Origin of the sequence: Enterobacter sp. Res13-Sevr-PEC09-46 (genome assembly GCF_015672585.1) — a bacterium.
Classification (GTDB): domain Bacteria; phylum Pseudomonadota; class Gammaproteobacteria; order Enterobacterales; family Enterobacteriaceae; genus Enterobacter; species Enterobacter hormaechei_C.
In genome coordinates this window covers 61,907-83,811 of the sequence record NZ_JADABR010000005.1, presented here as the reverse complement: position 1 = coordinate 83,811, position 21,905 = coordinate 61,907, and the positions used below count along the sequence as shown (strand labels likewise).

Here is a 21,905-nt window from a genome sequence, read left to right as displayed (position 1 = left end):
GATTGTCTTAATCGCGGAAGTTTTTAAACTGGAATGGCTGACCGAGATCGCCGCCACGCACCAGCGCCATCACGGATTGCAGGTCATCACGGGATTTTCCGGTCACGCGGATCTCTTCACCCTGGATCTGCGCCTGCACTTTGAGCTTACTGTCTTTGATAAGCTTAACGATTTTTTTCTGTACCGCGCTCTCAATCCCCTGCTTCAGCTTCGCTTCCACAAACCAGGTTTTGCCGCTGTGAACAAAATCTTCCGGTACATCGAGTGAGGTCCCTTCAATGCCGCGCTTGAGCAGCTTGGCGCGCAGGATATCCAGCAACTGGTTGACCTGGAAATCAGACTCGCTCAGGACTTTGATCGTCTTGTTCGCGTCGTTCAGTTCAATGGTCGCCTCAACGCCACGAAAATCGAAACGTGACTCAACCTCACGGACAGCATTTTCTACGCCGTTACGCGCTTCCTGCAAATCAACTTCAGAAACAATATCGAAAGATGGCATCTTTTCTTCTCCCTTCATTTTTGTTGCGTTGCATAATACCCGCAACGAGGCATAACGAGAAGCTTAGCTGATGGCGCTATACTTAGCGTCATAGCACCTGGCGCCGTTGCAGGTGAGGAGGAACGATGAAAGTAACAGTGCTTGGATGCGGAGCCCTTGGCCAACTCTGGCTTACAGCGCTATGCAAACAGGGACACGACGTTCAGGGCTGGCTGCGAATTCCCCAGCCCTATTGCAGTGTGAACGTAATTGGTACAGACGGTTCAATTTTCAACGAGTCTTTGACGGCAAACGATCCGGAATTTCTTGCCACCAGCGATTTGCTGCTGGTCACGCTGAAGGCCTGGCAGGTCTCCGATGCGGTGAAAAGCCTGGCCGCCCAGTTACCTGAAAGCACGCCAATCCTGCTGATTCACAACGGTATGGGTACCATTGAAGAGCTAAAATCTGTCCGGCAACCGCTGCTGATGGGGACAACCACCCACGCGGCACGTCGCGACGGTAACGTCATTATCCATGTTGCCAGTGGTATCACCCATATCGGTCCTGCGCGTGAACAGACCGGCGATTACAGCTATCTTGCGGATACCCTGCAAAGCACGCTGCCTGACGTCGCCTGGCACAATAACATTCGCGCGGAACTGTGGCGCAAACTGGCGGTCAACTGCGCGATCAATCCGCTGACCGCCCTGCTGGATTGCCCTAACGGTGAGCTGCGCAAGCATCCCGATCGGGTAGCGCTGATTTGCCGGGAAGTTGCCGCCGTCATTGAACGCGAAGGCTACCACACCTCAGAGTCCGATTTACGTTATTATGTCGACCAGGTCATTGAGAGTACGGCAGAAAATATCTCCTCAATGTTGCAGGATATCCGGGCTATGCGGCATACCGAAATTGATTACATTACCGGTTATCTGTTAAAACGCGCCCGGGCACACGGTATTACCGTTGCGGAAAACAGTCGTCTGTTTGAGTTAGTAAAACGAAAGGAGAGTGAGTATGAGCGCATCGGCACTGGTATGCCTCGCCCCTGGTAGCGAAGAGACAGAAGCGGTCACCACCATTGATTTGATGGTGCGTGGTGGTATTAAGGTTACTACCGCCAGCGTCGCCAGCGACGGAAGTCTGGCGATTACCTGCTCGCGTGGGGTGAAGATCCTGGCGGATGCACCGCTTGTACAGGTGGCGGACGGTGATTACGACATGATCGTTTTGCCGGGTGGGCTGAAGGGTGCAGAGTGTTTCCGCGACAGCCCGCTGCTGGTTGAAACCGTTCGTCAGTTTCATCTTTCCGGGCGTATCGTCGCGGCAATCTGTGCGGCCGCGGGTACGGTGCTGGTTCCGCACGACATTTTCCCCATCGGCAATATGACAGGCTTTCCTGGCCTGAAGGACACAATTCCGGAAGATCAGTGGGTGGATAAACGCGTGGTCTGGGATCCGCGCGTTAACCTGCTCACCAGCCAGGGGCCGGGCACCGCCATTGATTTTGGCCTGAAGATTATTGACCTGCTGGTCGGGCGCGAAAAAGCGTACGAAGTGGCGTCATCGCTGGTGATGGCGGCGGGGATTTATAATTTCTACGAAGCCTGATGTCCTCCCGGGCTGGCAACGCGCTGGCCCGTCTGCCCTACAGAAATAGTGCAGCCAGCGTCACAGTTCTGTGATTCATTTTCCTGCCCTAAAGCGTCTCTCCACCGTTTTACCCTTTCAAAAACCCTTTATTTTCAGACAAATAATCAAATCTGCACCGCATTGCATGCCTGTTTGACAGGCTAAAAGAACCGTGAAAAACTGCATTCAACTGGTATATACCAGTTTAAAAATCCGCCAGCAAAGCCTGATAACATCAACAGCGGCGGGAGAGCAGAAATCTCTTCTGGAGTAAGCAATGTGATTACATTTCTTGAGCACAGAGTCATTCCTGTACTGATTCGCGTAGGCGAAAATAAAATACTGGTCGCCGTGCGCAACGGTATTGCGCTGACCTTACCCTTCACCATCACCGGTAGCCTGTTTCTCATTCTCGCCAATCTACCGATACCCGGCTGGAGTGAATGGCTTGGCCCGTTTGCCGAAAAGCTCAGCGCCCCGGTGGGCGTTACCTTTGGTGCGATAGGGCTGATTTCTGCGGTGGGTATCAGCTACAACCTCGCGAAGGAGTACAACCTCAACGCTATCACCTGCTGCATAGTCACGCTGGTGGTGTTCTTACTGGCGCAACTCAACGACAGCTATCAGCTCAACGTTGACAATCTTGGTGCGGCGGGGCTGTTTTCTGCCATCATCCTGGCGATTTTGACGGTGCACATCGTGCGATTTTTTATCCGGCACAACGTCGTGATCACCCTGCCGGAGGGCGTGCCTCCTGCCGTGGCGCAATCTTTTGCGAGCCTGATCCCCGCCGCGGTAGCAATCACTCTGATCTGGCTGATTCGGGTCATCCTGAATTTTGATATCAACCACTTCTTCACCCTGCTGCTCAGCCCGCTCGTCTCCGGCCTCGGTTCGCTGCCGGGCATGCTGGTGCTTATTTTTCTGATTTCGCTGCTGTGGTGCTGCGGCATACATGGCGACAACGTGCTTTCCGGCATCACCAGTCCCATTTTCCTGAAATACATCGCTGAAAATACTCAGGCCTATCTGCATCATCAGCCCATTCCCCATATTACCGCCGACGGGTTTTATATCGTCTTTATGTGCCTGGGCGGAACGGGCGCGACCATGGGACTGGTCATTGCCATGCTGCGTTCCCGCAGTCGGCTGTACAAATCAGTGGGCAAGCTCTCCCTGCCCTCCGCGATATTTTGTATTAACGAACCTGTCATTTTCGGTTGCCCGATAGTCTTCAACCCACTGCTGATGATCCCGTTTACCCTGACGCCGATGATCCTGTGCATCTCAACCTGGTCGCTGATGTACTTCGACATCATTGGTCGTCCCGTCTTACAGATCCCCTGGACCATGCCGCCGATTTTCGCCGCATGGTTCGTGACCGGCGGCAATATCCCTGCCGTGATCTGGTCCGTCTGCACGCTGGTTATTTCCGCCCTGGTCTGGCTGCCGTTTTTCAAACTGGCCGAGCGCAAACAACTTGAAACCGAAGCGGCCGAAGAGAATGCCCGCCGCAACGCGGACACGCTTTCCGACCCCATCTTGTAAAAAGGAACCACGATGAAAAAGCTCAAGGTTGTCACTATTGGCGGCGGCTCCAGCTACACGCCAGAATTGATCGACGGTTTTATCAAACGCTACGCAGAGCTGCCGGTCACCGATTATTATTTGCTGGATATTGAAGAGGGAAAAGAGAAGCTGGAGATTGTCGGAAAGCTGGCCCAGCGCATGGTAGCTGAAGCCGGGCTCCCAATGAATATCCACCTGACGCTCGATCGGGAAGAGGCGCTGAAAGATGCCGATTTTGTCACCACGCAGCTGCGTGTCGGCTTTCTTGATGCCCGCATCAACGATGAAAAAATCCCGCTAAAATACGGCGTTCTGGGGCAAGAGACGACAGGTCCCGGCGGGTTTATGAAAGCTCAACGCACGATCCCGGTCCTGCTGGATATCTGTAAGGACATGGAAAGATGGTGCCCGAACGGCTGGCTGATTAACTTCACCAACCCGGCCGGGATTGTCACCGAGGCAATCACCCGCCACTCGGCCATTCGGACCATAGGCATTTGCAGTGGCGCAAACAGCATGATGATGGACATCGCCAAAGCCTACGGCGTGCAGAAGTCGGACGTTTACGCACGCATTATTGGTCTGAACCATCTTATTTTTGCCGACCAAATTTTCCTCAAGGGAGAGGATTATACCGACGACTTTATTGAAAAACTGGCCGCGGGCAGCGCAAATAACTCCCTGAAAAATATACCGGACATTGGGTTTAGTGCCCGCTTTGCCAGGGCACTCCATATGTACCCTATCTCCTACCTCAAATACTATTTTTTGACCCGCGAGATGACCGACGCCGCGCTGCGCGATGCAAATACTAAGGGAACCCGCGGCGAGCAGACGCGCGAAATTGAGCAACGGCTTTTTACGCTTTATCAGGATCCCCATCTCGCGCACAAGCCGAAAGAGCTGGAGCAGCGCGGAGGCGCATGGTACTCCGATACTGCATGCTCGATCATCAGCGCTATTTATAACGATAAAAAAGAGATCCACGTCGTAAATGTTCCTAACAGGGGCACAACACCCGATCTGCCGGATCACGTTACGCTGGAAACCAACGCCATGATCGACCGAAACGGCGCGCATCCCCTCGCCTATGGCAGGCTGCCCGTGAAGATCCGCGGCCTGATCCAGAGCGTGAAGGCCTATGAAGAGCTCACCGTTGAGGCCGCTGTCACTGGAAATTACGACACGGCGCTGCTGGCGCTGAGCGTAAATCCCCTTGTGCCTTCTGCCGCCGCGGCAGAACAGATCCTTAATGAATATCTTGAGGTCAACCACCGTTATTTACCCCAGTATGCTAAACGTAAGGACGCACAATGAACGTAGAACAGACAGACGATTATGCGGCGCTGAGTGACGCCGTGGCGAAAGCGGTCATTGAAACCGTTACGCAAAAACCCGATGCGCTGATTTGCATCGCGGGTGGAGATACGCCGCTGGGCGTTTTTGCCGCGCTTGTGCACGCCAGCAAACAGGGTAGGGTCGATTTTTCCCGTGCGGCATTTGTTGGCCTGGATGAGTGGCTGGGGCTCGGTCAGGCCGATAAAGGCAGCTGCCGGGAGATGGTATGGGGCCATTTCTTCAGCCACCTGGCCCTGCGCGACGATCAGATCTGTTTCTTTGATGGCCTGACGCAATCCCCCGAGGAAGAGTGTCAGCGTGTGGATAACTTTATTACGGCCCACGGTGGGCCTGACATCATTGTGTTGGGGATCGGTATGAACGGCCATATCGGCTTCAATGAACCGGGCGCCGCCCTCGATACCGGTTGCCACATCGTGGACCTGGATGCGGTGACGCAGGCCGTTTCGGTTAAATACTTCGGCCAGCAGCGTCATATCCGTCAGGGCATTTCGCTGGGGATGAAGACTATCCTGGCCTCACGGGCCATTATTTTGATGGCAAGCGGCGAGAAAAAAGCCGACATCATCGCAACAACCGTCAATTCTGCACCGGACCCGGCGGTTCCCGCGACGCTGCTAAAGCCGCACCCACGGTTAAGGATCATTGTCGATAAAGCGGCAGCCGCTAAGCTGTAAAAGAGAAACAGGCGCTGATGCGCCTGTTATCGTTTGATATGCATATTCTTGACGCGGAAAATATCTGCCCGGTTGTAGCTGATGGAGAAGTTAAATGCTCTACCGTCATCGAGGCGCGTGACTTCGGTAATTTTCAACATCGGCTGGCCTGGCAGAATATTGAGATGGGCCGCCAGCTCCTCATCAAAAAGATCCGCTTCAATCAGTGAATCGGCGTCGCTGATTTTCTTACCGGTAAAGTCTTCAATATAGCCATACAGCGATCCCTCTTCGAGAATAGCCTGCGGAACAGTGGCAACCACCTTGTGAGGAATATTGCTGTCTTCAATTAACACCGGCTGTCCGTCCAGTAAACGGATACGGCGAATAAACCAGACATCATCACCCTGCGCAATTTCGAGGTGCTGTGCCAGCGCCGCGTCGGCGTGAAGGGTCGTCAACGTCAGCAAGCGGCTGGTTACGTTGACCCGCCCCTGAAATTCACGGGAAAACCCGAGAATACTGTCACTCTTTTCATTATTCAGAATGTAAATATTGCTGGCAGTATTCTTTAAAACAAACATGCCCTTGCCGTGGATACGCTCGATATACCCTTCCTGTACCAGCATCGCCATGGCTTTCTGAACCGTTACGCGCGTAACGTCATAAATACCGGCAAGATCGCGCTCCGACGGAATGCTTTCGCCCTTTTTGTAGACTTCATTGAGAATATCTTTTTTGATTCTCTCTTTGATTTCCCAGTACTTATGTTTTTTTTCCATTGTCGATTACCCGGCCAAAAAGAGCATAGAATCGCAGGCCCGGTAGCTCTCGCGCCACCGGGCGAGAAACTACGGGCGATACACCTTCACGTTCGCGAAGCCCTGCTCACGCAGATACAGCGCCTGCAAACGGCTCATGACCCCACGTTCGCACCACAGCAGATACGTTTTGCTCTGGTCGAGATCGCCAAACTGGGTGCTCAGCTTGTAGAACGGCAGCGAAACCACCTCGACGCCTTCCACCTGCAACGGCTTGTCATCCTGCTCATCAACAGAACGGATATCCAGAATCGTATCGTTAGCACCGAAGCCGCTGACCGTCTCCACCTCAACCACTTCCTGCTCGGTCTGCTGAGCGATCTCACGGATATCGATGTTGGACGCTTCCGCCACCACTTTTTCCAGGATGCTGAAATCGAAGTTCTCTTCTTCCGCTTCGATCTTCGCCTTCACCGCTTTGATGGTTGGACTTTTTGAGATCACACCGCAATATTCCGGCATGGTGCGGGCAAAATCTTCAGTACCTATTTTACGCGCCAGATCGATGATGTGCTCTTTATCGTGAGAGATCAGCGGACGCAGGATCAGCGTATCAGACACGTTATCGATAAGACGCAGGTTAGTCAGCGTCTGGCTGGAGACCTGTCCCAGCGCTTCACCGGTGACCAGCGCCTGCACGCCGTAGCGCTCAGCCACTTTGGACGCCGCACGCACCATCATACGCTTCAGCACCACGCCCATCTGGCCGTCGTCCACTTTTTCGAGGATTTCGCCGACCACCGGCTCAAAGTTGATCGCCACAAAACGCACGCGGTGAGAGCTGCCGAAGCGGTTCCACAGGTAATGCGCCACCTGACGTACGCCGATTTCATGCGCCGCGCCGCCCAGGTTAAAGAAGCAGTAGTGCACGCGGCAGCCACGACGCATCAGCATATAGCTGGACACGCCGGAGTCGAAACCACCGGAGATCAGCGACAGCACATCTTCCTGAGTGCCGATAGGGAAACCGCCAATACCTTCGTAACGGCCCTTGACCAGCAGCAGGCGATCGTTTTCGATCTCAAGATTAACGGTGACGTCCGGGTTAGTCAGGCGCACGCGCGCCGTTTCAACGTGCTGGTTCAGACCACCACCGACGTAGCGCTCAACCTCAATAGAGCTAAACTCATGCTTACCCCGGCGCTTCACGCGCACGCAGAACGTTTTCCCTTCGATCTGGTCGCGGTACTGCACCAACGCCTTTTCGAAGATATCGTGCATATCGGTGAAGGGAACGTCTTCCACTTCCAGAATATGGTGAATACCCGGGATACGGGTCAGCGCGTCGCGAATATCAAGACGTTTGTTTTCGTCTTTCGCGCGGACTTCTACATGGTCCCAGTGACGCACCACGGCGAGCGTTTCGTCGTAGTGTTTTAATACGTTACGAATGTTCCCGGTGAGAATTTTAATAAAGCGCAAACGCACGGATTGGCTTTTGATGGTGATTTCAGGGAACAATTTAATGATAAACTTCATGGCGGCAATGTTTCTTAGGCAAGCTTATAAAGGCTTGTAGTGGAAAATGATACAGCAGCCCACACCCGTGGCTGCATCCAGGCGCGCAAGTATACCACCATCGCGCCACTCGCGTTATTTGATAATTGCCCCGAGTCCGTTACCATGTCAGGGCGAAAAATTTAAGAGTCAATTCACTATGCCGAAGAAAAACGACGCACCGGCCAGTTTCGAAACTGCGCTGAGTGAACTGGAGCAGATCGTTACCCGTCTTGAGAGTGGCGATCTCCCGCTGGAAGACGCGCTCAACGAATTTGAACGCGGCGTGCAGCTCGCGCGCCAGGGGCAGGTAAAACTCCAGCAGGCCGAGCAGCGTGTGCAGATCCTGCTTTCCGACAGCGAAGACGCTAAAACCACGCCATTCACACCGGACGCCGAGTAAATGGATTTTTCCAACGCGCTTCAGGCGCGCGTCATCCGCGCCAACGATGCGCTGCGCCGATTCATTGAGCCGCAGCCTTTTCAGAACACTCCACTGGTTGAAGCCATGCACTATGGCGCACTCTTGGGGGGTAAACGCCTGCGTCCGTTCCTGGTGTATGCCACGGGCAATATGTTCGGTATCAGCGATAACACGCTGGACGCCCCGGCAGCCGCCGTGGAGTGTATCCACGCCTATTCGCTGATCCACGATGATTTGCCGGCCATGGACGATGACGATCTGCGTCGCGGTCAGCCAACCTGCCATATCAAATTTGGCGAAGCGAATGCCATTCTGGCGGGGGATGCGCTGCAAACCCTGGCCTTCTCCATTCTGAGCGATGCGCCGATGGTTGAGGTGAGCGATCGCGATCGTCTGGCAATGGTGTCCGAACTGGCAATGGCCAGCGGCGTCGCCGGGATGTGCGGCGGCCAGGCACTGGATTTAGAGGCTGAAGGGCGTCAGGTTACTCTGGAACAGCTGGAGCGCATCCACCGTCACAAAACGGGCGCACTGATTCGTGCAGCCGTTCGCCTGGGCGCGCTGAGCGCGGGTGAACGCGGGCGTAAAGCCCTGCCGGTTCTGGACAGATACGCAGAAAGTATCGGTCTGGCATTCCAGGTTCAGGATGACATTCTGGATGTGGTGGGCGATACTGCAACATTGGGAAAACGTCAGGGTGCGGATCAGCAGCTTGGCAAAAGTACCTACCCCGCCCTGTTGGGCCTTGAGCATGCCCAACGTAAAGCCCGGGATCTGATAGACGATGCCCGCCGGTCGCTGAATGAGCTGGCCGCGCAATCGCTGGATACCTCGGCACTGGAAGCGCTAGCGGACTACATAATCCAGCGTGATAAATAAACTATAAATCTCGATGAGCCTTTGATGAGTTTTGATATTGCCAAATACCCGACACTGGCGTTAGTTGACTCCACTCAGGAGTTACGTCTGTTGCCGAAAGAGAGTCTGCCGAAGCTGTGTGACGAGCTGCGTCGCTACCTGCTCGACAGCGTTAGCCGCTCCAGCGGCCACTTCGCCTCCGGACTTGGCACGGTTGAGCTGACCGTGGCGTTGCATTACGTCTATAACACGCCGTTCGATCAGCTGATCTGGGATGTAGGCCACCAGGCCTATCCGCACAAAATTCTGACCGGACGTCGCGATAAAATTGGCACCATTCGCCAGAAAGGGGGCCTGCACCCGTTCCCGTGGCGCGGCGAGAGTGAATATGATGTGTTAAGCGTCGGCCACTCTTCCACCTCCATTTCTGCGGGCATTGGTATTGCCGTTGCCGCCGAAAAAGAGAATAAACAACGCCGCACCGTCTGCGTGATTGGCGACGGGGCGATCACCGCCGGGATGGCCTTTGAGGCCATGAACCACGCGGGCGATATCAAACCGGACATGCTGGTGATCCTCAACGATAACGAAATGTCGATCTCCGAGAACGTCGGCGCGCTGAATAACCATCTGGCGCAGCTGCTGTCCGGCAAGCTTTACTCCTCACTGCGTGAAGGTGGTAAAAAAGTCTTCTCCGGCGTACCGCCGATTAAAGAGCTGCTTAAGCGTACCGAAGAACACATCAAAGGCATGGTCGTGCCGGGTACGCTGTTCGAAGAGCTGGGCTTTAACTATATTGGCCCGGTGGACGGCCACGATGTGCTGGGCCTGGTGACGACGCTTAAAAACATGCGCGACCTGAAAGGCCCGCAGTTCCTGCATATCATGACCAAAAAAGGGCGTGGTTACGAACCGGCGGAAAAAGATCCGATCACCTTCCACGCGGTGCCTAAGTTCGACCATACCAGCGGCTGCCTGCCGAAAAGCAGCGGCGGGATGCCGAGCTACTCAAAAATCTTTGGCGACTGGCTGTGCGAAACGGCGGCGAAAGACAACATGCTGATGGCGGTGACGCCTGCCATGCGTGAAGGCTCCGGCATGGTGGAGTTTTCCAAAAAATACCCGGACCAGTATTTCGACGTGGCTATCGCCGAGCAGCACGCGGTAACCTTTGCTGCGGGCCTGGCGATTGGCGGCTACAAACCGGTGGTAGCGATCTACTCTACCTTCCTGCAACGCGCCTACGATCAGGTTATCCATGACGTTGCCATCCAGAAGCTGCCGGTGCTGTTTGCTATCGATCGCGCGGGCATTGTGGGGGCTGATGGCCAGACGCACCAGGGCGCGTTTGATCTCTCCTTCCTGCGCTGCATCCCTGATATGGTGATCATGACGCCAAGCGACGAAAACGAGTGTCGTCAGATGCTGTATACCGGTTACCACTATCAGGACGGCCCCTGCGCGGTACGTTATCCGCGCGGTAATGCCCTTGGCGTTGAATTACAGCCGCTGGAAAAACTGGATATCGGTAAAGGTCTGGTGAAACGCCGTGGTGAAAAAGTGGCGATCCTGAACTTTGGTACGTTGATGCCGGAAGCGGCAAAAGTCGCTGAAAACCTGAATGCGACGCTGGTCGATATGCGCTTCGTGAAGCCGCTCGATGAATCTCTGATTCTGAGCATGGCGGAAAGCCATGACGTTCTGGTCACGCTGGAAGAGAACGCCATCATGGGTGGAGCGGGTAGCGGCGTGAACGAAGTGCTTATGGCGAACCGTAAAGCCGTTCCGGTGCTTAATCTCGGCCTCCCTGACCACTTCATCCCGCAAGGCACCCAGGATGAGGCGCGCGCCGACATTGGTCTGGACGCCGCCGGTATCGAAGCTAAAATCCGCACCTGGCTGGCCTGATCCCTCCCCTTTTCTGCTCCTGCTATGCTTAAACGTATTGTTTAAACAGCAGGAGCGGAACCATGCAATACACGACATTAGGAAAAACGGACCTTAAGGTGTCCCGGCTTTGCCTGGGATGCATGACGTTTGGCGAGCCTGACCGGGGAAATCATGCCTGGACGCTGCCGGAAGAGAGCAGCCGCCCTATCATCAAGCGCGCCATTGACGGCGGCATCAACTTCTTCGATACCGCCAACAGCTACTCAGACGGCAGCAGCGAAGAGATTGTGGGCCGCGCCCTGCGAGATTTTGCCCGTCGTGATGACGTTGTGGTCGCCACTAAGGTGTACTACCCGTCAGGCGATCTGGCGGAAGGCCTTTCTCGCGCGCAGATCCTGCGTTCCATTGATGACAGCCTCAGACGCCTGAACATGGATTACGTCGACCTGCTGCAAATCCACCGCTGGGATTACAACACCCCGCTCGAAGAGACGCTTGAAGCGTTGAACGACGTTGTGAAAGCCGGTAAAGCGCGCTACATCGGCGCATCGTCCATGCATGCCTCACAGTTTGCCCAGGCGCTCGATCTCCAGGCGCAGCACGGCTGGGCGCGCTTTGTCACTATGCAGGATCACTACAACCTGATTTACCGGGAAGAAGAGCGCGAGATGCTGCCGCTCTGCTACCAGGAAGGCGTGGCGGTGATCCCGTGGAGCCCGCTGGCGCGCGGAAGGTTAACCCGTCCGTGGGGCGAAACTACCGCCCGGCTGGTATCGGATGAAGTGGGTAAAAACCTGTATGACGATACAGAAGCCAGCGATGCGTTAATTGCCGAACGCTTAGCCGGGATCGCCGACGATATCGGTGCAACGCGCGCGCAGGTGGCGCTGGCGTGGCTGCTGAGCAAGCGCGGTGTCGCCGCACCGATTGTGGGCACGTCGCGGGAAGAACAGCTGGATGAGTTGTTGAGTGCGGTGGACTTATCGTTGACGCCGGAGCAGATTGCCGAGCTGGAGACGCCGTATCAGCAGCATCCGGTGGTAGGGTTTAAATAAACACTTGCCGGGTGGCGCTGCGCTTACCCGGCCTACAAATAAAGTGCGATCGTAGGCCGGGTAAGGCGAAGCCGCCACCCGGCAAAACACTCACCCAAAGTGATCGTACCCTTTCCAGTCAAGCGTAACCGGGGCGCCGTCGCGGACAAACAGCAGCCCTTCACTTTCCGGCATCACCTGCCCGATGCAGGTAAATTTCGCCCCCAGATGCGCTAGCGCCACATCCAGCGTCCCGCGATTCAGCTCAGGCACGGTGAAGCACAGCTCATAATCTTCTCCACCGGATAACGCCCAGCGCAGCGCCTGTTCAGGTTCGACATGGCGAAGCAGTTGCTCCGACAGCGGGAACAGATCCAGGTCAACGCGTGCGCCCACGCCGCTGGCCTTCAGGATATGGCCGAGATCGGAGATCAGCCCGTCAGACAAATCGATAGCCGAACTGGCCCGCTCGCGCAGCGCCTGACCGTGCAGAATACGCGGCGTTGGCCGCAGATGGCGCTTCACCAGATACGCCGCATCGTCAGCATCTTCAACCGTTAAACGGTTCTGAAGGATCGCCAGCCCTGCCGCGCTGTCGCCCGGCGTACCGGTCACGTAGATCCAGTCGCCTGGTTTTGCACCCGAGCGCTTCAGCGCGCGCCCGGCAGGCACATAGCCGTGGATTGCCAGGGTCATGGACAGCGGACCGGCGGTGGTATCACCGCCAATCAGCTGCATATCGTAATAATTCAGCTGTTCAAACAGGGCATCGCTGAAGGCTTCAAGCCAGGCTTCATCCACCTCCGGCAGGGTCAGAGCCAGCGTCAGCCAGGCCGGGTCGGCGCCCATTGCCGCCAGATCGCTGACGTTCACCGCCAGCGCTTTATACGCCAGATCGGCAGGATCGATATCCGGCAGGAAATGACGCCCACACACTAAGGTGTCGGTGCTGATTGCCAGCGTCTGTTTTTCGGGAATATTGAGAAGTGCGCAGTCATCGCCAATGCCGGTTTCAACATCAAGACGAGAGGTTCTGACACGGTCGAAATAACGGGCAATCAGGGAGAATTCGCCGCATGCCATACGTTATGCCTCAGCAAATTAAATAAAAAAACCGGAGCCGCACTGCCAAAAAGGCAATGCAAGACTCCGGTTTGCGGATCACTTTTTGTGGGGACGGATCGCAGGTGCGGCTTTATCCAGCACGCCGTTAACAAACTTGTGGCTGTCTTCAGCGCCGAAGGTTTTCGCCAGTTCGATCGCTTCGTTGATGGCCACTTTGTACGGCACATCATCACGTTTAGACAGCTCAAACAGCGCGATACGCAACACTGCTTTTTCGACCTGGCCCAGCTCTTCGAGCAGACGGGACAGGTATGGCTTCATCAGACCATCGAGATACGCGCTATTAGTCGCCACTCCCGACAGCAGTTCACGGAAGTACAGAACGTCAACGTCTTTCACGTCCTGTTCTGACAGGAACTGGTATTCAACATCAGCGATGTCGTTCTGGGACAACTGCCAGGAGTAAAGTGCCTGGACGGCACATTCACGGGCGCGGCGACGAGCAGCAGGTTTCACGGAATTCCCCTTACAAAAAAATCAGGCCTTGATGGCTTTCAATACATTGATCATTTCAAGCGCGGTCAGTGCAGCTTCTGCACCTTTGTTACCGGCTTTAGTGCCAGCACGTTCGATGGCTTGTTCAATACTTTCGGTGGTCAGCACGCCGAACGCGACAGGGATTTCAGCATCCTGTGCAACGTGTGCCAGACCGTTGCTTGCACCGCCCGCAACGTATTCGAAGTGCGCAGTGCCGCCACGAATAACGGTACCCAGCGCAATCACCGCGTCGTATTTACCGGTTTTCGCCAGCGCGCCCGCTGCCAGTGGCAGTTCGTAAGCACCTGGTACCCAAACGACGGTAATGTTGTCATCTTTAACCTGGCCGATACGTTTCAGGGCGTCAACCGCACCTTCCAGCAGGCTATCGTTGATGAAGTTGTTGAAACGCGCAATGGTGATGGCGACGCGAGCGTCCGGGGTAGCTACAGCAGCTTCAATAATGTTCATACTCTTCCTTTACGGGTTCATTTGGCCCCGCAGGGGGGCGGATTTTATCATAATACTTTGCGCACTGCTTCCCTATTTCAGGAGCAATTACGCTGTCGTTAAATGGAGGCAGACATCCGGGCCTACCGGACGAATCTCGCTGAATGAGAGTTGCGGCGCATCGGCCAGTTTTTCAAGGCCGGGCAGCACAAACAGGCCGCGCGCGTCATTACCTAACAGTTTAGGCGCAACGTAGACGAGAAGCTCATCCACCAGCCCCGCCTGAAGCAGTGCGCCGGCGAGCGTCGGACCGGCTTCAACCCAGATGCTGTTGACCTGCTGTTTGCCGAGCAACATCATCAGCACCACGAGATCGAGATGCCCGTTATGTTCCGGCACCATAATGCTGCGCACGCCTTCCGGCCACTCGCGCGTATCTTCTTTGGTGCGGGCAATCCAGGTTTCACCCGGCTGCTGCACGATGCGGTGCTCCGGCGTCACGCGGTTCTGGCTATCAACAATAATGCGCAGCGGCTGACGCAGGTTCTCCTGCGGATAGAGCGCCTGCGTATCCGCATTCAGCTCTTCCCAGCGCACGGTCATGGCCGGATCGTCAGCCAGTACCGTTTCACTGCTGGTGAGAATAGCATGGCTTTGCGCGCGCAGACGTTGCACATCGCGCCTTGCCTGCGGCGAGGTGATCCACTGGCTCTCGCCGTTCGCCATCGCCGTGCGGCCATCCAGTGACGCGCCAAGCTTAAGCTGGATAAACGGGAAGCCGGTGCGCATACGCTTCAGGAAGCCTTTGTTGATGTTTTCGGCATCCTGCATCATCAGGCCGTGGCTGACGTCGATGCCTTCCTGTTGCAGACGATACAGCCCGCGGCCCGCCACCTGCGGATTAGGATCCTGCATGGCGGCGACAACGCGCGAGACGCCCGCCGCAATCAGCGCCTCACAGCACGGCGGCGTACGTCCGTGATGGCTGCATGGCTCCAGCGTCACATAGGCCGTCGCGCCACGCGCTTTCTCACCCGCCATGCGCAGGGCATGCACTTCAGCATGCGGCTCGCCTGCGCGGTAGTGAAAACCTTCCCCCACGATCTCGCCATCTTTAACAATGACGCACCCGACATTGGGGTTAGGGTGAGTGGTAAACCGACCGCGCTGCGCCAGCTTCATGGCGCGCGCCATGTACATCTCATCGTGCATGGGCTTAATCCTGTAAGCGGGCGATCTCTTCGCCAAACTCTTTGATGTCTTCGAAGCTGCGGTAAACGGAGGCAAAGCGGATATAGGCGACTTTATCGAGCTTCTTCAGCTGTTCCATCACCAGATTGCCGATCATTTTGCTCGGCACTTCGCGCTCGCCTAACCCCCGCAGATAAGATTTAATATGGTTTAACGCCATTTCGACGTCATCGGAGCTGACGGGCCGTTTTTCCAGCGCCTTGAGCATCCCGCTACGCAGTTTCTCTTCATTGAACGGTTCGCGCACATCGTTACTTTTTACCACGCGCGGCATTACCAGCTCTGCCACTTCAAAGGTGGTAAAACGCTCGTTGCACACCAGACACTGCCGACGACGACGCACGGAAGACCCTTCGCCTACAAGACGCGAGTCGATGACTTTGGTATCCACAGCGGAGCAAAATGGGCAATGCATACGATGTCCCTGTTATCTGGTTAACTGATTTCTATTTTACCCTGAACTGGCCCGACAACAAAGGAAGAGCTTTTTGAGACAAAGGATCTATGCCTGACGGCACTATCCTGTCTACCATTGCAGCAATCTGTGATTTCAAGGAATTAAACGCAATGACAAGACGTTACCTGAAAATAGTGCTGGTGGGGAGCCTGTTCACGCTCAGCGCCTGCGCACAGCAAAGCGAAGTCCGCGAGATGAAACAAAGCGTGAATACGCTTAACGTGGCGATGGACAAACTTAACAAAGAAACCGTGAAGATCACCCAGCAGAACGCGCTGAATGCCAAATCCAGCAATGGCGTTTATTTATTGCCAGGTGCAAACACGCCCGCGCGTCTGAACAGCCAGATTGGCATGCTAAAGATGTCTGTGGTGAATGTTGCAGCGAATGCCGATGGTACTCGCGCAACATTACGCATTCAGGGTGAGTCCAACGATCCGCTTCCCGCGTTCAGCGGCACCGTAGAGTGGGGCCAGATTCAGGGCACCACGGAGAGCTATCAGGAAGTGAACGTGAAGAATCAGCTCTTCACCGCCCCCGCCAGCACGCTGGCGCCGAGCGATGTTGATATCCCGCTCCAGCTGAGCGGACTGACCCCAGAACAGCTGGGCTTTATCCGTATTCACGACATTCAACCCGCCGCGCAATAACCCGCCCTTCTGGCGGAGTGAAATGTCACTCCGCTAACATTTACATTTCGTATGGATTGGCAACATAAATGATTGCCGCTACAATCCCGCCCGTCTAAAGTACGCAAACGTGAACGCAATCGATTACGTATGTGAGAGATATGTGAAACAACACATATTTTTGTGAGCAAGGATTCCTATAATAGGCTCCGCAGAAATACGAAATATTTAGAAACGCAATTCGCGCATTTTTCACTCCCGGAAGGGAATTTCAATCAGTGGCATGATTATGAAAAAAACATTACTCGCAGCCGGTGCAGTTCTGGCACTCTCCACCTCTTTCACTGTTAACGCAGCGGAAAACGACAAACCACAATACCTTTCCGACTGGTGGCATCAGAGCGTTAACGTTGTAGGCAGCTACCATACCCGTTTCGGACCGCAGATCCGTAACGATACCTACCTCGAGTACGAAGCATTCGCTAAAAAAGACTGGTTTGATTTCTATGGCTACATGGACGCACCGGTATTCTTCGGCGGTAACACCGACGCGAAAGGTATCTGGAACCACGGTTCCCCACTGTTCATGGAGATCGAACCCCGCTTCTCCATTGATAAACTGACCGGTACCAGTCTGGCGTTTGGTCCGTTCAAAGAGTGGTATTTCGCAAACAACTACATCTACGACATGGGTCGCAACAAGTCCGGTCGCCAGAGCACCTGGTACATGGGTCTGGGTACAGACATTGAGACTGGCCTGCCGATGAGCCTGTCCATGAACGTCTACGCAAAATACCAGTGGCAGAACTACGGCGCCGCGAACGAGAACGAGTGGGACGGCTACCGTTTCAAAGTGAAATACTTCGTGCCAATTACCCAACTGTGGGGCGGTAACCTGAGCTATATCGGCTTCACCAACTTTGACTGGGGTTCAGACCTGGGCGATAACGATTTCCGCGACCTGAACGGCAGAAAAGCGCGCACTAACGACTCCATCGCGTCCAGCCACATCCTGGCGCTGAACTACGATCACTGGCACTACTCTGTTGTTGCGCGTTACTGGCACAACGGTGGCCAGTGGAACGACGACGCCAGCCTGAACTTTGGCAACGGCGACTTCAGCGTTCGCTCTACCGGTTGGGGTGGTTACCTGGTCGTGGGTTACAACTTCTAATCAGTGCGGATTCCGCCCGGTGGCGCTACGCTTACCGGGCCTACGATCCGAATGTAGGCCCGGTAAGGCGTAGCCGCCCCCCGGCTTTTTACTGCCTCACCTTGCGCAAAAAATCTGCCAATGACCTGTCCGCACTTTCGCTAAACCGCCTCTCCGTCTGCACAATATTGAGGCATCGGTCGAGCCGGAAACAGCGGTAGTCATCGCGTCGCTCGCACCACGCAGCCAACAGCCAGTGCTCCCCCCAGAAGAACAGCCCAAGCGGCTGCACCTCACGCCAGGTTAACTGCCCAGCCTCATCACGATAATGCAGTGCCAGCACGCGCTGGGAGGAAATCGCCTGATGGATCACGTCGAAACCACTACGGGAATGGGGCTGAAGGGCAATATCCGGCGCGTAAATCCGCGTCTGCTCAGCTTTGCGGCGGCTCTCTTCTGGCAGGATCGCCAGCACTTTTTCCTGGGCCGACTCCAGCTCGCGCGACAGCGATTCCCCGCCCCAGGTTTTGAGCAGGCGAATCGCCACCATCAGCGCCTCGGACTCTTTGTTGGTCAGCATCAGCGGGGGTAAATCAAAACCCGACATCAGCCGATATCCGCTTCCCGCCTCGCCTTCCACCGGCACGCCGGAAAGCGACAGGTCGCGGATATCGCGGTACACCGTGCGCTCGGACACGCCAAGCCTTTCCGCCAGATGCGCTGCCGTTGTCAGACGCCTGCCCCGAAGGATCTGCACAATCTGGAACAAACGGTCAGCGCGTCGGGTCATCGGTTTACTCTCATACCGGTTGATGGAGGCCGACGCGATTACCTTCGCTGTCGGTAAACAGGGCTATAGTGCCAATGCCTTGCGGCAGTTCCAGCGGGCCAAACACGCACTCACCGCCCGCAGAAGCAATACGATCGAGCGTGGCCGCCAGATTGTCAGTATGCAGGTAAATAATAGCGCCCTGCGAAGACGGTGTAACGCCGTCAAATTTCGCCAGCGCGCCGCCGGTGGCCGGATCCTCGTGCGGGAAAATCGCCAGATCAGCCACGTCCATCTTCTCGCGCCGCAGCGCGACCTGCATCACCGACTCATAAAATTTGATGGCGCGATCCATATCGGCGACCGGAATTTCAAACCAGTTAATAACACTTTTCATACGTCCTCCTGCCTGTTGTTAGGGTTCAGAAGGAGTCTACGACAGGGCTCCTGACAGCATACTGTCAGGAGTGTTTGTGAGATGCAGACAAAAAAAATCCCGGCCAACAGGCCGGGATTTCAATACTACATAAGACTCTTACGGCAGAATGGACGGCTGATCCGCCCCTTCTTTCTCGACTTTCTGCTGGATCAGATGCTCGCGCTTCATGCCCAGCTTCAGCGCCAGTGCGGACGCGACGTAGATAGACGAGGCCGTACCGATAGACACACCGATCAGCATGGTCAGCGAGAAGCCTTCCAGCACCGGGCCACCGAACAGGAACAGCATCAGGATCACCATCAGGGTGGTGCCGGAGGTGATCAACGTACGGTGCAGCGTCTGGGTCAACGACACGTTAAAGATTTCGTACGGCGTGCCGCGACGGATCTTACGGAAGTTTTCACGAATACGGTCAGATACCACGATACTGTCGTTCAGTGAGTAACCGATAACGGACATCAGGGATGCCACAATCGTCAGGTCAATCTCAATGTGGAACAGAGACAGTATGCCCATGGTGATCACCACGTCGTGCGCCAGGGCGATAACCACGCCTGCCGCCAGTCGCCACTCAAAGCGGAAACCGACGTAAATCAGGATCGAGATCAGCGCCACCAGCAGCGCCATCGCACCGGTCTGCGCCAGGTCAGCACCAACGCTCGGGCCGACAAACTCAATACGCTTAACCGTTGCATCCTGGCTGGTCGTTTCGTTAATAACCTGGACGACCTTGCTGCCCAGCTCCTGGCTGCCGTTGGCATCGTGTACCGGCGGCATACGCACCATGATGTCGCGGCTGCTGCCAAAGTTCTGTAGCAGCGGCTCTTCAAAGCCCGCTTTTTGCAGAGACTCACGCATCTGGTCCATATCGACCGGTTTTTCCAGGGTAATTTCGATCACCGTACCACCGGTGAAATCCAGACCCCAGTTAAAGCCTTTCACGCCCATAATGACGATGGACAAGATCAGCAGAAAACCTGAAATGCCGAAGGCCCAGTAGTCCCAGCGCATAAAGTCCCAGACTTTACGGCCGTGGTTCAATTGTTCAACAGTATATTCCTGTGCCACAACGCACTCCTCAGATAGACAGCTTTTTGACGCGCTTGCCGCCGTACAGCAGGTTCACGATGGCACGGGTGCCGACAATAGCGGTAAACATCGACGTTGCGACACCGATACCGGTAGTAATCGCAAAGCCTTTGATCGCGCCAGTACCCACTGCATACAGGATAAGAACCTTAATCAGTGTTGTTACGTTCGCATCGAAGATGGAGCTGAACGCCCCTTTGTAGCCTTCTTCAATCGCCTGCTGTACAGAACGACCGTTGCTCAGCTCTTCTTTGATACGTTCGTTTATCAGTACGTTGGCGTCGACCGCCACCGCAAGGGTTAGAACGATACCCGCAATCCCCGGCATGGTCAGCGTCGCCCCCGGCAGCAGGGACATGATACCGATGATCAGCACCAGGTTGGCAATCAGCGCGGAGGTCGCAATCAGGCCGAACTTCTTATAGAAGAAGATCATGAAGATGATGGACACCGCCAGACCGGCCAGACACGCTTCCAGACCCTGTTTGATGTTCTGCATACCCAGGGTTGGACCGATGGTACGTTCTTCAACAATCTGAATTGGCGCAATCAGCGCACCGGCACGCAGCAGCAGAGAGAGCTGACGCGCTTCGTTCGGGTTGCTGATACCGGTAATACGGAAGCTGTTACCCAGACGAGACTGGATGTTGGCGATGTTAATCACCTCTTCCTCTTTCACCAGCACGGCACGGCCATTGGCGTCTTTCTTACCGCTGTCTTTGTACTCCACGAACAGGGTCGCCATCGGCTTGCCGATGTTGTCCTTGGTGAAGTTAGACATGATGTTGCCGCCTGCGCTATCCAGCGAGATGTTAACCTGCGGCTGGTTGTACTCATCCTGGCTTGAAGTGGAGTCGGTGATATGGTCACCGGTCAGGATCACGCGTTTGTACAGCACAACAGGCTGGCCTTCGCGGGTCTGTTTCACTTCAGAATCGCCCGGCACACGGCCTGAAGCCGCAGCAGCCTGGTCGACATTGGAGTTAACCAGACGGAACTCCAGGGTCGCCGTCGCGCCCAGAATCTCTTTCGCACGGGCGGTATCCTGGATACCCGGCAGTTCGACCACGATACGGTCAGCACCCTGACGCTGTACCAGTGGCTCAGCCACGCCCAGCTGGTTTACACGGTTACGCAGAATGTTAATGTTCTGCTGAACGGCGTATTCACGTGCTTCACTCAGACGCGCGTCGGTCATTACCGCACGCAGCTGGTTGCTGCCCTGAGAGGTGATCACCAGATCGCGGTGACGCTGAGACAGATACGTCACAGCCTGATCGCGTGCCGCGCTGTCGCGGAACGTGATGCTCAAGCCGTAGTTATCTTCTTTACGTACGGTGGTGTACGGAATGCCCTTATCGCGCAGATCGCTGCGCAGGCTGTCGATATTCTGTTCCTGTAGCTTGCCGAGCGCGGTATCCATATCCACTTCCATCAGGAAGTGAACGCCGCCACGCAGGTCAAGACCCAGTTTCATTGGCTCTGCGTTCAGCGCAGCCAGCCAGCGTGGGGTTGCAGGAGCAAGGTTAAGCGCCACGACATACTTATCACCCAGCACGCCCATCAGCGCTTCACGTGCGCGGAGCTGCGTGTCGGTGGTGTCGAAGCGAGCAAGAATTGCGCCCTCTTCCAGTGCCACAGACTTAGCGGTAATTTTTTCTTCTTGTAACGTTTTCTGGACCTGGATCAGCGTTTGCTCACTGGCGGCGACACCGCGCGCGCCAGTGATTTGAACGGCCGGATCCTCACCATACAGGTTGGGAAGCGCGTACAGCAGGCCGACGATAATCACGACGACCAGCATGATGTACTTCCACAAAGGATAACGGTTTAACACGGCAGTTC

23 protein-coding genes are annotated in these 21,905 nt (G+C 55.4%); 11 read left to right on the top strand and 12 right to left on the bottom strand.

The window, feature by feature from the left end:
• Positions 1-7: 7 nt before the first annotated feature.
• Positions 8-499: a YajQ family cyclic di-GMP-binding protein gene (locus IMQ56_RS01680; protein WP_017383179.1), complete on the bottom strand. Its 492-nt coding sequence runs from the start codon at positions 497-499 to the stop codon at positions 8-10.
• Positions 500-624: 125 nt separating this feature from the next.
• Between IMQ56_RS01680 and panE the strand changes: the two genes are divergently transcribed.
• The 5 genes from panE to IMQ56_RS01655 all read left to right on the top strand — a co-directional run bounded on the left by panE (position 625) and on the right by IMQ56_RS01655 (position 5,718).
• Positions 625-1,536 (top strand): 2-dehydropantoate 2-reductase, encoded by a 912-nt coding sequence (gene panE, locus IMQ56_RS01675; RefSeq protein ID WP_045911111.1) that lies wholly within the window; start codon positions 625-627, stop codon positions 1,534-1,536.
• Entirely contained in the window at positions 1,499-2,092 is a 594-nt protein-coding gene (gene yajL, locus IMQ56_RS01670) for a protein deglycase YajL (RefSeq protein ID WP_015571288.1), read from the top strand. The genes panE and yajL overlap by 38 nt, the downstream gene beginning before the upstream one ends.
• Positions 2,093-2,392: 300 nt before the next feature.
• Positions 2,393-3,661, top strand: a complete 1,269-nt coding sequence (locus IMQ56_RS01665) for a PTS transporter subunit EIIC (RefSeq protein WP_017694419.1) — start codon at positions 2,393-2,395, stop codon at positions 3,659-3,661.
• A gap of 12 nt (positions 3,662-3,673) precedes the next feature.
• Positions 3,674-4,999 (top strand): 6-phospho-beta-glucosidase, encoded by a 1,326-nt coding sequence (locus IMQ56_RS01660; RefSeq protein ID WP_023296018.1) that lies wholly within the window; start codon positions 3,674-3,676, stop codon positions 4,997-4,999.
• Entirely contained in the window at positions 4,996-5,718 is a 723-nt protein-coding gene (locus IMQ56_RS01655) for a glucosamine-6-phosphate deaminase (protein WP_017383175.1), read from the top strand. Before IMQ56_RS01660 ends, IMQ56_RS01655 begins: the two co-directional genes overlap by 4 nt.
• A 26-nt stretch (positions 5,719-5,744) precedes the next feature.
• Here IMQ56_RS01655 and IMQ56_RS01650 read toward each other — a convergent pair whose 3' ends face one another.
• Both IMQ56_RS01650 and thiI read right to left on the bottom strand, forming a co-directional pair.
• Positions 5,745-6,479, bottom strand: a complete 735-nt coding sequence (locus IMQ56_RS01650) for a GntR family transcriptional regulator (protein ID WP_017383174.1) — start codon at positions 6,477-6,479, stop codon at positions 5,745-5,747.
• A gap of 69 nt (positions 6,480-6,548) precedes the next feature.
• Positions 6,549-7,997: a tRNA uracil 4-sulfurtransferase ThiI gene (gene thiI / locus IMQ56_RS01645; protein ID WP_006809903.1), complete on the bottom strand. Its 1,449-nt coding sequence runs from the start codon at positions 7,995-7,997 to the stop codon at positions 6,549-6,551.
• A 178-nt stretch (positions 7,998-8,175) separates the two neighbouring features.
• On the opposite strand from thiI, the gene xseB reads away from it, so the two are divergent.
• From xseB to IMQ56_RS01625, 4 genes are all read left to right on the top strand, one after another.
• Entirely contained in the window at positions 8,176-8,418 is a 243-nt protein-coding gene (gene xseB / locus IMQ56_RS01640; protein WP_003859094.1) for an exodeoxyribonuclease VII small subunit, read from the top strand.
• The gene (ispA, locus tag IMQ56_RS01635) at positions 8,419-9,318 is read left to right on the top strand and encodes a (2E,6E)-farnesyl diphosphate synthase (RefSeq protein ID WP_017383172.1); all 900 of its coding nucleotides are present in this window, start codon (positions 8,419-8,421) and stop codon (positions 9,316-9,318) included.
• 24 nt (positions 9,319-9,342) lie between these two features.
• Complete coding sequence (gene dxs, locus IMQ56_RS01630; protein ID WP_015571294.1) at positions 9,343-11,205, top strand: 1-deoxy-D-xylulose-5-phosphate synthase; 1,863 nt, start codon at positions 9,343-9,345, stop codon at positions 11,203-11,205.
• Positions 11,206-11,267: 62 nt separating this feature from the next.
• Positions 11,268-12,242, top strand: coding sequence for an aldo/keto reductase (locus tag IMQ56_RS01625; RefSeq protein WP_045907206.1), 975 nt, complete (start codon positions 11,268-11,270; stop codon positions 12,240-12,242).
• Positions 12,243-12,332: 90 nt separating this feature from the next.
• Here IMQ56_RS01625 and thiL read toward each other — a convergent pair whose 3' ends face one another.
• The 5 genes from thiL to nrdR form a co-directional block, all read right to left on the bottom strand.
• On the bottom strand, positions 12,333-13,304 hold the full coding sequence (gene thiL / locus IMQ56_RS01620; protein WP_023296013.1) for a thiamine-phosphate kinase: 972 nt from the start codon (positions 13,302-13,304) through the stop codon (positions 12,333-12,335).
• A gap of 78 nt (positions 13,305-13,382) precedes the next feature.
• Entirely contained in the window at positions 13,383-13,802 is a 420-nt protein-coding gene (gene nusB, locus IMQ56_RS01615) for a transcription antitermination factor NusB (RefSeq protein ID WP_006809908.1), read from the bottom strand.
• Positions 13,803-13,823: 21 nt separating this feature from the next.
• Positions 13,824-14,294, bottom strand: a complete 471-nt coding sequence (ribE, locus tag IMQ56_RS01610; RefSeq protein WP_003859098.1) for a 6,7-dimethyl-8-ribityllumazine synthase — start codon at positions 14,292-14,294, stop codon at positions 13,824-13,826.
• Positions 14,295-14,381: 87 nt separating this feature from the next.
• On the bottom strand, positions 14,382-15,485 hold the full coding sequence (gene ribD, locus IMQ56_RS01605) for a bifunctional diaminohydroxyphosphoribosylaminopyrimidine deaminase/5-amino-6-(5-phosphoribosylamino)uracil reductase RibD (RefSeq protein WP_017383169.1): 1,104 nt from the start codon (positions 15,483-15,485) through the stop codon (positions 14,382-14,384).
• 4 nt (positions 15,486-15,489) lie between these two features.
• Positions 15,490-15,939 carry a transcriptional regulator NrdR gene (gene nrdR / locus IMQ56_RS01600; protein WP_003859099.1) on the bottom strand — a complete coding sequence of 150 codons (450 nt, stop codon included), beginning with the start codon at positions 15,937-15,939 and terminating at the stop codon, positions 15,490-15,492.
• Between the two features lie 152 nt (positions 15,940-16,091).
• On the opposite strand from nrdR, the gene IMQ56_RS01595 reads away from it, so the two are divergent.
• Positions 16,092-16,631, top strand: a complete 540-nt coding sequence (locus IMQ56_RS01595) for a DUF3251 domain-containing protein (protein WP_026094391.1) — start codon at positions 16,092-16,094, stop codon at positions 16,629-16,631.
• Between the two features lie 268 nt (positions 16,632-16,899).
• Positions 16,900-17,784, top strand: a complete 885-nt coding sequence (locus IMQ56_RS01590) for a nucleoside-specific channel-forming protein Tsx (RefSeq protein WP_026080602.1) — start codon at positions 16,900-16,902, stop codon at positions 17,782-17,784.
• A gap of 88 nt (positions 17,785-17,872) precedes the next feature.
• Here the strand turns inward: IMQ56_RS01590 and IMQ56_RS01585 are convergent, their stop codons facing one another.
• From IMQ56_RS01585 to secD, 4 genes are all read right to left on the bottom strand, one after another.
• Entirely contained in the window at positions 17,873-18,553 is a 681-nt protein-coding gene (locus tag IMQ56_RS01585) for a YafY family protein (RefSeq protein WP_047365320.1), read from the bottom strand.
• A gap of 10 nt (positions 18,554-18,563) precedes the next feature.
• Positions 18,564-18,929, bottom strand: a complete 366-nt coding sequence (locus IMQ56_RS01580) for a VOC family protein (RefSeq protein WP_017383165.1) — start codon at positions 18,927-18,929, stop codon at positions 18,564-18,566.
• A gap of 138 nt (positions 18,930-19,067) precedes the next feature.
• Positions 19,068-20,039, bottom strand: a complete 972-nt coding sequence (secF, locus tag IMQ56_RS01575) for a protein translocase subunit SecF (protein WP_003859105.1) — start codon at positions 20,037-20,039, stop codon at positions 19,068-19,070.
• A 10-nt stretch (positions 20,040-20,049) separates the two neighbouring features.
• Positions 20,050-21,897, bottom strand: coding sequence for a protein translocase subunit SecD (gene secD, locus IMQ56_RS01570; RefSeq protein ID WP_017383164.1), 1,848 nt, complete (start codon positions 21,895-21,897; stop codon positions 20,050-20,052).
• Between the last annotated feature and the right edge of the window lie 8 nt (positions 21,898-21,905).

What these genes read in the sequence shown, in the direction of transcription:
- IMQ56_RS01585 (WP_047365320.1), bottom strand. Translation starts at nt 18,553, where the DNA reads ATGACCCGACGCGCTGACCGTTTGTTCCAGATTGTGCAGATCCTTCGG.
- IMQ56_RS01580 (WP_017383165.1), bottom strand. Translation starts at nt 18,929, where the DNA reads ATGAAAAGTGTTATTAACTGGTTTGAAATTCCGGTCGCCGATATGGAT.
- IMQ56_RS01660 (WP_023296018.1), top strand. Translation starts at nt 3,674, where the DNA reads ATGAAAAAGCTCAAGGTTGTCACTATTGGCGGCGGCTCCAGCTACACG.
- ribD (WP_017383169.1), bottom strand. Translation starts at nt 15,485, where the DNA reads ATGCACGATGAGATGTACATGGCGCGCGCCATGAAGCTGGCGCAGCGC.
- IMQ56_RS01680 (WP_017383179.1), bottom strand. Translation starts at nt 499, where the DNA reads ATGCCATCTTTCGATATTGTTTCTGAAGTTGATTTGCAGGAAGCGCGT.
- IMQ56_RS01650 (WP_017383174.1), bottom strand. Translation starts at nt 6,479, where the DNA reads ATGGAAAAAAAACATAAGTACTGGGAAATCAAAGAGAGAATCAAAAAA.
- IMQ56_RS01655 (WP_017383175.1), top strand. Translation starts at nt 4,996, where the DNA reads ATGAACGTAGAACAGACAGACGATTATGCGGCGCTGAGTGACGCCGTG.
- nrdR (WP_003859099.1), bottom strand. Translation starts at nt 15,939, where the DNA reads ATGCATTGCCCATTTTGCTCCGCTGTGGATACCAAAGTCATCGACTCG.
- thiL (WP_023296013.1), bottom strand. Translation starts at nt 13,304, where the DNA reads ATGGCATGCGGCGAATTCTCCCTGATTGCCCGTTATTTCGACCGTGTC.
- thiI (WP_006809903.1), bottom strand. Translation starts at nt 7,997, where the DNA reads ATGAAGTTTATCATTAAATTGTTCCCTGAAATCACCATCAAAAGCCAA.
- ribE (WP_003859098.1), bottom strand. Translation starts at nt 14,294, where the DNA reads ATGAACATTATTGAAGCTGCTGTAGCTACCCCGGACGCTCGCGTCGCC.
- dxs (WP_015571294.1), top strand. Translation starts at nt 9,343, where the DNA reads ATGAGTTTTGATATTGCCAAATACCCGACACTGGCGTTAGTTGACTCC.
- xseB (WP_003859094.1), top strand. Translation starts at nt 8,176, where the DNA reads ATGCCGAAGAAAAACGACGCACCGGCCAGTTTCGAAACTGCGCTGAGT.
- yajL (WP_015571288.1), top strand. Translation starts at nt 1,499, where the DNA reads ATGAGCGCATCGGCACTGGTATGCCTCGCCCCTGGTAGCGAAGAGACA.
- panE (WP_045911111.1), top strand. Translation starts at nt 625, where the DNA reads ATGAAAGTAACAGTGCTTGGATGCGGAGCCCTTGGCCAACTCTGGCTT.
- IMQ56_RS01590 (WP_026080602.1), top strand. Translation starts at nt 16,900, where the DNA reads ATGAAAAAAACATTACTCGCAGCCGGTGCAGTTCTGGCACTCTCCACC.
- ispA (WP_017383172.1), top strand. Translation starts at nt 8,419, where the DNA reads ATGGATTTTTCCAACGCGCTTCAGGCGCGCGTCATCCGCGCCAACGAT.
- IMQ56_RS01625 (WP_045907206.1), top strand. Translation starts at nt 11,268, where the DNA reads ATGCAATACACGACATTAGGAAAAACGGACCTTAAGGTGTCCCGGCTT.
- IMQ56_RS01595 (WP_026094391.1), top strand. Translation starts at nt 16,092, where the DNA reads ATGACAAGACGTTACCTGAAAATAGTGCTGGTGGGGAGCCTGTTCACG.